Source organism: Streptomyces sp. SBT349 (genome assembly GCF_001083795.1).
Lineage (GTDB): Bacteria > Actinomycetota > Actinomycetes > Streptomycetales > Streptomycetaceae > Streptomyces.
On the sequence record NZ_LAVK01000390.1, the window covers coordinates 1 to 6,518 of the forward strand.

Below are 6,518 nucleotides of genomic sequence, written 5' to 3' on the forward strand. Positions count from 1 at the left end.
GCCCGGTCGGGGTCGCGGTCGGGGCCCCCGACCTCGCACCAGCCCCTGGCACCGGACGCGACGGGGGCCCCGACCGCGACCCCGACCGGGCCGGACGAACGGCCCCGCCGCCGCATGGCGATCCCGCTGATCGCGACGGCGCTGGTCGCGGCCATCGCCGGCGGGGCCCTGGCGGTGCAGCTCGCGGGGGGTGACGGTGGAGGGGAGAACGACGGCTCGAACGCCACGCCGTCGACGGACCAGGACGACGAGCGCTCGCCGTCGGATTCACCTGGTGAGGGGACGTCGGGAGGAGAGGCCGAGGAGGAAGGCGCTCCGCCGGACACGGACCCCGACGCTCCGTACTACGTAGCCCAGGAAGACGTGCGGCTCGACATCCGAGCCCCGCTCTTCCATGAGGAGCACGATGTGACCAGCGGCGGTGACTGCCTCGGGGCCAATATGACGCTGGTCGACCTGGAGGAGCTCACAGCTCAGACGGGTGTGGCCAATGGGAGCTTCGACCATCGTGGCGCCGACCCCGACATCGAGTACATGTTCTGCGACGAGGAGAGGGTGATCGAGGACGGCATCTCGTTCACCCCGGAACTCTTCGCCGGCTCCATCGACCGCCAGGACCTCACGGCCGAGCAGTGCTCCGAGGCCGCGCACAGCGCCCCGCTGCCGAACCCGATTCCCCCGGACGACATCCTGAGGGACAACACCCTTCGGGAGGGAACGGGCATCTGCATGGAGACCCCCGAGGGCACGGTGGTGCTGTTGTGGATCGACAGCATCGAGACCAATCCCAACAACCGGGATCTGCGCACCTACCTCACCACGGCGACCCAGTGGAAGCCGAACACCTGACGGCTCATCGCTCCTCGTTGGTGGGCCAGGAGATCTCGACCCGCCGGTTCCCCTCCCGGCCGTCCTCGGTCTCGTTGTCGTAGAGCGGGTAGTCCTCGCTGTAGCCGCGCACGTTGAACTGGATGCCGACCGGGTCCTCGATGAGGTCGAGGAGCACCTGGTGCGTGTTCCTGGCGCGGTTGTCGGAGAGCTCCTCGCCGCTCTCGTAGCTGCCCTGGTCGTCGGTGAAGCCGAAGATGTTGACCTGGGTGGGCTGGTGCTCGTCGATGGCGGTGGCCACGTCCATCAAGGCCTCGCGCGACTCGTCGGTGATCTCGTCGCTGCCCTCGCCGAAGATGACGTCGGTCTGGAGGGTGAACTTGTGCGTGTTGCCGGTGACTTCCTCGCGCTGCTCGCCGCCGCCACCGCCGCCGTTGGGCTCCTGGCCGCCCGGGTCCTCGGTCTCGCCGCCCGTGGCTCCCTCGGTGGCGGGCTCCTCGGGGGGCGGACTCCCGTCTCCCGTCTCCCCCGTGCCCAGGTCCTCCCAGACGAGGGAGACCTCGACCACGCGGGGCTCGGCCAGGGTGGCGCCGTCGCCGAGCATCAGCCCCGCCGCGTCGGGGTCGATCTCGGGAGGCTCCGGGGCCACGTAGTCGGGCGGCTGCTGGGCCGGCGGATCCTCGTCGGCGGAGGCGACCACGGGGGAGCCGAGGACCACGAGGGCCGTCCCCGTCATCACGAACAGCGCGGACCGGCCGGGGTGGTGCAGCACGTGCCTCATGTCAGCCCTCTCAGCGGATCTCGATGGTGGCGGGGGGCATCTGGCCGATGTGGAAGTCGACCTGCGCCGTCTCGGGCGCGGGCTCCGGGAACTGGGCGAACCAGTTGATGGTGTCCCCCGAGTTCACGAGCAGGCCGAAGTTGGTGCAGAGGCACCGGCCTTCGGTGTCGCGGAGGATCAAATACCGCCGCCTCTCCTCCTGGGCGACGAGAGTGGCACCCGCCATGGAGAAGTCGTTCCCGGCGAGCTCGCTCTCCGGCCCTGCCCACGCCGAGTCCCCCCAGGGCTCGCCGCCGCCGTTGTACAGCGTGCCCTCGACGGTCAGGAAGCCTCCGGCCTCACGGCGGGCGTCGGTGATCGTCACGGTGATCTCCTGCTCGCCCGTCACCTCGGCCAGCGGCCGGCCCGAGGGCTCCTCGCCCTCGGCATCCTCCGTGGGGTCCTCGGCGGGCTCTTCGTTCTCGCCGTTGGCCCCCGACTCCTGTCCCGAGGAGTCCTCGGCCCCACCGTCGTCGTCGCCGCCTCCGCTGCAACTGGCGACGGCGATCACCAGTGCGGCGCCCAGGGCGACGACGATCAAGATAAGGCGCGACTTGCTGTCACGGAGGTCCATCGGGCGCCATTCCTTTGTCTTCGATGCGTCGGTGGTGGTCAGTCTTCAAGGTGAACGTCGAACAGGTCCCGGGGCTCCGGCCGTTCGCCCTCGTCCGGGTTCTGGTCGCCGGGGTCGAAGTCCCAGTCGGGAGCATCCTCACACTCCAGCTCGACGCGGTCCTCTTCGTTGGTGCGGAGTGCGCAGGCTCCCGCGATCACGGCCGTGGCCTCGGCCCTCGCCGTCTGGCTCTCCGTGCCGGGGATGAGCGACTCGCCCACGGTGTCGCGTGTTTCGACGGCCACCGTGAAGCCGACGCCGTCGGTCGCCCGCCCGCAGGCGGCGATATCGGCGTTGTTGCGGTCGGCCAGCCGGGCGGCGGCGTCGCAGGCGGAGCCGTTCTCGAACCCGTCTCCGTCGAGGATGTCGCCAGGGTCGTCGTCACCGTCCTCGCCGATGGCGTCGAAGAAGTCGTCGAAGAGCTGATCCCTGGCCTCCTGGGCCGCGGCCAGGGCCGCCGCGTCGGCCGCCGACTGGCCCGAACTACGGGTCACCGCCGCCTGGGCGAAGACGAACAGCATCAGGGCGACGCCGAGGAGAGCGCTGACCATCCAGATGTAGAGCGGGAAGACCGCCCCACGATCGGCATGTCCTACTCGGCGCCCACGACTTGGCCGACCGCGTCCCGGATGGCGTTGGCGATGGTGGTCTCCAGCGGAAGCGCCAGCACGGCCACCACCACCGCCGCGATCAGCAACAGCAGGCCCGCGTACTCCACGAAGCCCGCGCCGCGGTCGGAGTAGGGGCCGTGTAGGCGGCCTTTGATGCGTCGTCTCCACGTCGACAGCAGCCTGCTCATGGCGTCCCTCTCCCTTGGCTGACGTCGGGTCAGCCGGCCTCTCCTGGCTACGGTACTGCGAGGCAGACGGGAGGACCCGTTCGAAGGTGGGATGCACCATGCCCGATCCCCTCCCCGCGGGCCAACGCGTACAGCTATCGGCACTGACTGTGCCACACCGGGCGCGGCTTGTGCAGAGAGACCTCGCCGAACCGTTGGCATTCCGTTGCCATCGATAGCTGAGCGCGACCCTCCGCTCCGCGCAAGAGGCACCGTGCCCATCCCGGGGGGTCCCGAAACCCCCCGGGGTGGAGGCGTCAGCCGCCCTCGCCGCCGCCCTCGGTGAGGGAGCGGGTGAGTTCGACCTCGAAGTCGTTCACCGTGGTGATCACCGTGTCCGCCATCTCGGCGAGGCCGGTGAGCTGTTGGGAGATGTCCTCGCGGCCGTCCTTCCAGCCGTCGACGAAGCTGTCCAGCGCGTCGACCACCCGGTTGTCCCCCAGCGCGTCGGTGTACTGGTCGAACGTGTTCCCCGTGCGGTTCATGTACTCCTGAACGCTCCGCAACTGCGGGGCGAACTCGGAGAGTTCGGCAAGCGGAATCGCGAGCCGTTCTTCACTGCCGGCCATGTCGGCCTCCCCTCGGATGGGTCAGGCGAAACGGAAGGTCGAGGTGATCGCGTCGAAGACGTCGAAGAACGAGTCGGTCAGGTCGAGGACCTGGCTGCTGCCGGAGACCAGCGCGACCGACTGCTGGCCGGGGACCGGGATGAAGGTCTGCATCAGCACCGCCCGCACATGGCGCGTGTCGCCCGGCACCGGGATGTCCTCGATGCCGCGCGTCCGGGCGGCCGGACCGACGTCCCTGATCTCCACGGTGGAGACCTCGCGCCACGGGTCCCCGGGACCGCGGCGCGCCATGGTGCCCAACTGGCCCACGATCTGGGCCGGATCGGTCGGCAGGATCTCGCCCGACGCCGTGCGCGCCCCGATGATCGAGACGGTCATCGACGCGGTGATCGGCGGGCTGCCGCCGAAGCTCTGGGCCATGCAGCCGCAGTAGACCGCCCCCTGGTCCCACGCCTGGCGCGCCTGGCGCCGCAGGAAGGACTCGATGACCTCCCGGTGCTCGGCCATCTCCGGCTGTCCCCGCACCCGTTCGTCGATCATGCGCCGGATGCTGTTCTCCCGGGTCTCCGGGCGCAGGTCGAACTCCCACCAGGAGTCGGGGACCGATATCCGGAACTCGCGCCGTTCGACGGTGACCGCGTCGGCCCACTTGTCGGCCATGGCCGTCATCCCTCCCTTGCCGTCTGATCCTGCTCTCCCGGGCGGGCCTACTCGCGCAGGCCCTCCTCCAGCTGCCTGTCCAGGTCGGCGAATCCGTCGGCCGCGCCGTGCAGGAAGTCGCCGAGCCCCTGAAGGGACTCCACCGCCTGCTTCCCGCCGTCCGTGAACTCCTGGTACGACTGCTCGAACGCCACCGAGGACCGCGAGGTGACATAGCCGCCGCGGACCAGGTCGCCGACATACGTCTTCAGCTGATCGAGCTTGGTCGTCAGCTCGTCCTTGGCCGCGATCAGATAGTCGCCCGCCTCGTGCATGTCGTCATACGTGACATCGATATTGCCTTCGCCGGCCATGGCGACACCCCCTCCGCACACCCAGCCTACGCGCGGACGTGATGCCCGGAACCGACGAGTTCGTAACAGCGGATCGACAGCGCGGCAACGGCGCCGCCCGTTCAGTCGCTGTCGAGTATGCCCGTGAAGTCCGTTCCGGAGCCCAGGATCATGCCGGTCACGATGATGATCATCGTGGCCGGCACCATGAACACCAGCGTCGCCATCGTCGCCATCGGAATGGCCCGCGCGGCGCGGCGCCGGGCGTTCTGCGCGTCGGTGCGGCGCATGTCGCGGGCGATCTGGATGAGGGTGTCCGCGATCGGGGCGCCGAGTTCCTCGCCCTGCTGGAGCGCGGCGACGAACTGGTTGACCGGCTCCGAGTCGTTGCGCCGGCGCAGCTCGTCGAACGCCTGGCGGCGCGAGACGCCCATGTCCATCTGGCGCAGCGTGATGCGGATCTCGTCGGCCCAGGGCCCGGCGTAACGGGCCGAGACCCGGTCCAGGGCCTGGCGGAAGCCGAGTCCGGCGGAGACCACGACGGCGAGCACGTCGAGGAAGTCGGGCAGGGTGCGGTCGATGACGTCGCGCCGCTTCCTGATGCCCTGCCAGATGGCCGCGTCGGCGGCGAACGCGCCGAAGGCCAGGGCGAACAGCGAGAAGATCGGCCACCCGGCCGTGGCGAAGACCACCGCGGTCACCGCCCCGAAGGCGCCGTAGACGGCGCGGCGCGCGGCGTAACGGTCGAGGGTGAGGCCGTCGGGGTGGCCGGCCTGGTCGATCCGCACCCGCTTGCGGTCCGCCGCCTTGCGCCCCATCAGGCGCAGCACCAGCGGCGCGAACCGCATGCCGAGCCGGTCGACCGCCGAGCCGCTGGCCGACACCCGGGTGGAGCCGACCTCCAGGGCCAGCGCCAGGTCGGCGGGGAGCGGCGTGCCGGAGCGCAGCATGCGCACGGCGCTGATGATGCCGAAGACGGCCACGCCCATGGCGAGTCCCAGAAGCAGTCCCACGACGCGAAGTCTCCTACCCAGTTCGCTAGACGTCGATCCGGCCGAAGCGGCGCACGACCACGAATCCGACCACATACAGCCCGAGCGCCACCAGCATGGCGATCTGCCCGCCGGCGGAGCCGGTGACCCGGCCGAGCGCGCCCGGCTGCATGGCGTTGATCATCAGCAGCGCGCCCAGGCCGAGCAGCGGCACGGTGACGGCGGTCGCGTTGATCTCGGCGAGCATGGTCCGCACCTCGCGGCGGGTCTCCTTGCGCTCCTCCAGGGTGCTGGTGAGGTTCCGCAGGGAGGCGACGATGGTGCCGCCGGCCCGGTTGGCGAGGATGAGCGTGGTGACCAGGACGTTGAGCTCGCGGGACGGCAGGCGCTCGCCGAGCTCGTGCAGCGCCTCCTCCAGGGAGCGGCCCAGGGCCAGCTGGTTGGCGACGGTGGCCAGTTCGGCCCCGGCCGGTTCGTCCATCTCCTCGGCGGCCATGGACAGCGCGGTCCGCATGGCGAGCCCGGCGGCGGTGCCGTTGGCGATGAGGCGGGCCAGCTCCGGCAGTTGGCCGATGAAACGCTCGGTGCGGCGGGCGCGCTGCCAGCCGAGGAAGACGTTGCCGCCCCAGAGCGCGGCGAGCGCGAAGACCGGGCCGAAGAACGGCGCGAGCACGGCGGAGGCGATCAGCCAGAGCGCGGCGACGGTGCCGAGCACGTACGCCGCGTACTCGCCGACGGAGAGGTCCAGGCCCGTGGCCTGGAGCTTCAGGCGCAGCCTGCGGCCCGCCTCGGTGGCGCGCAGCCGCCGGTCGAGGGCGTCGAAGCGGCGCCGGCGGCCCGGCGGGGCGCCGCCCGGCGCGGCGCCC

Annotated in this window: 9 protein-coding genes and 1 pseudogene; 1 reads left to right on the forward strand and 9 read right to left on the reverse strand. The window is 70.8% G+C overall.

Translation table 11 applies throughout. From position 1 onward, the window contains the following. Positions 1–849: pseudogene (locus ADY01_RS30875) on the forward strand (hypothetical protein); the annotation flags it as partial. Positions 850–853: 4 nt separating this feature from the next. On the opposite strand, the gene ADY01_RS30880 reads toward ADY01_RS30875, so the two are convergent. The 9 genes from ADY01_RS30880 to ADY01_RS30920 all read right to left on the reverse strand — a co-directional run. Further along, positions 854–1,609 (reverse strand): OmpA family protein, encoded by a 756-nt coding sequence (locus ADY01_RS30880; protein ID WP_049580020.1) that lies wholly within the window; start codon positions 1,607–1,609, stop codon positions 854–856. 10 nt (positions 1,610–1,619) lie between these two features. Further along, the gene (locus tag ADY01_RS30885; protein WP_049580021.1) at positions 1,620–2,222 is read right to left on the reverse strand and encodes a hypothetical protein; all 603 of its coding nucleotides are present in this window, start codon (positions 2,220–2,222) and stop codon (positions 1,620–1,622) included. 38 nt (positions 2,223–2,260) lie between these two features. After that, entirely contained in the window at positions 2,261–2,812 is a 552-nt protein-coding gene (locus ADY01_RS30890) for a hypothetical protein (protein WP_049580022.1), read from the reverse strand. Between the two features lie 41 nt (positions 2,813–2,853). Beyond that, on the reverse strand, positions 2,854–3,060 hold the full coding sequence (locus ADY01_RS30895) for a hypothetical protein (protein ID WP_053171389.1): 207 nt from the start codon (positions 3,058–3,060) through the stop codon (positions 2,854–2,856). Between the two features lie 296 nt (positions 3,061–3,356). Continuing rightward, positions 3,357–3,668: a hypothetical protein gene (locus tag ADY01_RS30900; protein ID WP_049580023.1), complete on the reverse strand. Its 312-nt coding sequence runs from the start codon at positions 3,666–3,668 to the stop codon at positions 3,357–3,359. A gap of 21 nt (positions 3,669–3,689) precedes the next feature. Continuing rightward, entirely contained in the window at positions 3,690–4,328 is a 639-nt protein-coding gene (locus ADY01_RS30905; protein WP_049580027.1) for a hypothetical protein, read from the reverse strand. Positions 4,329–4,375: 47 nt separating this feature from the next. Further along, the gene (locus ADY01_RS30910; RefSeq protein ID WP_049580024.1) at positions 4,376–4,681 is read right to left on the reverse strand and encodes a WXG100 family type VII secretion target; all 306 of its coding nucleotides are present in this window, start codon (positions 4,679–4,681) and stop codon (positions 4,376–4,378) included. A gap of 101 nt (positions 4,682–4,782) precedes the next feature. Continuing rightward, complete coding sequence (locus ADY01_RS30915; RefSeq protein ID WP_267888493.1) at positions 4,783–5,673, reverse strand: DUF5936 domain-containing protein; 891 nt, start codon at positions 5,671–5,673, stop codon at positions 4,783–4,785. Between the two features lie 25 nt (positions 5,674–5,698). Further along, positions 5,699–6,518 (reverse strand): type II secretion system F family protein (locus tag ADY01_RS30920; protein ID WP_049580025.1); only part of this gene is annotated, 820 nt, incomplete at its 5' end.

Excerpts from the sequence above, each read along its gene's own strand:
- ADY01_RS30910 (WP_049580024.1), bottom strand. The coding sequence starts at position 4,681 with ATGGCCGGCGAAGGCAATATCGATGTCACGTATGACGACATGCACGAG.
- ADY01_RS30900 (WP_049580023.1), bottom strand. The coding sequence starts at position 3,668 with ATGGCCGGCAGTGAAGAACGGCTCGCGATTCCGCTTGCCGAACTCTCC.
- ADY01_RS30880 (WP_049580020.1), bottom strand. The coding sequence starts at position 1,609 with ATGAGGCACGTGCTGCACCACCCCGGCCGGTCCGCGCTGTTCGTGATG.
- ADY01_RS30890 (WP_049580022.1), bottom strand. The coding sequence starts at position 2,812 with ATGGTCAGCGCTCTCCTCGGCGTCGCCCTGATGCTGTTCGTCTTCGCC.
- ADY01_RS30885 (WP_049580021.1), bottom strand. The coding sequence starts at position 2,222 with ATGGACCTCCGTGACAGCAAGTCGCGCCTTATCTTGATCGTCGTCGCC.
- ADY01_RS30905 (WP_049580027.1), bottom strand. The coding sequence starts at position 4,328 with ATGGCCGACAAGTGGGCCGACGCGGTCACCGTCGAACGGCGCGAGTTC.
- ADY01_RS30895 (WP_053171389.1), bottom strand. The coding sequence starts at position 3,060 with ATGAGCAGGCTGCTGTCGACGTGGAGACGACGCATCAAAGGCCGCCTA.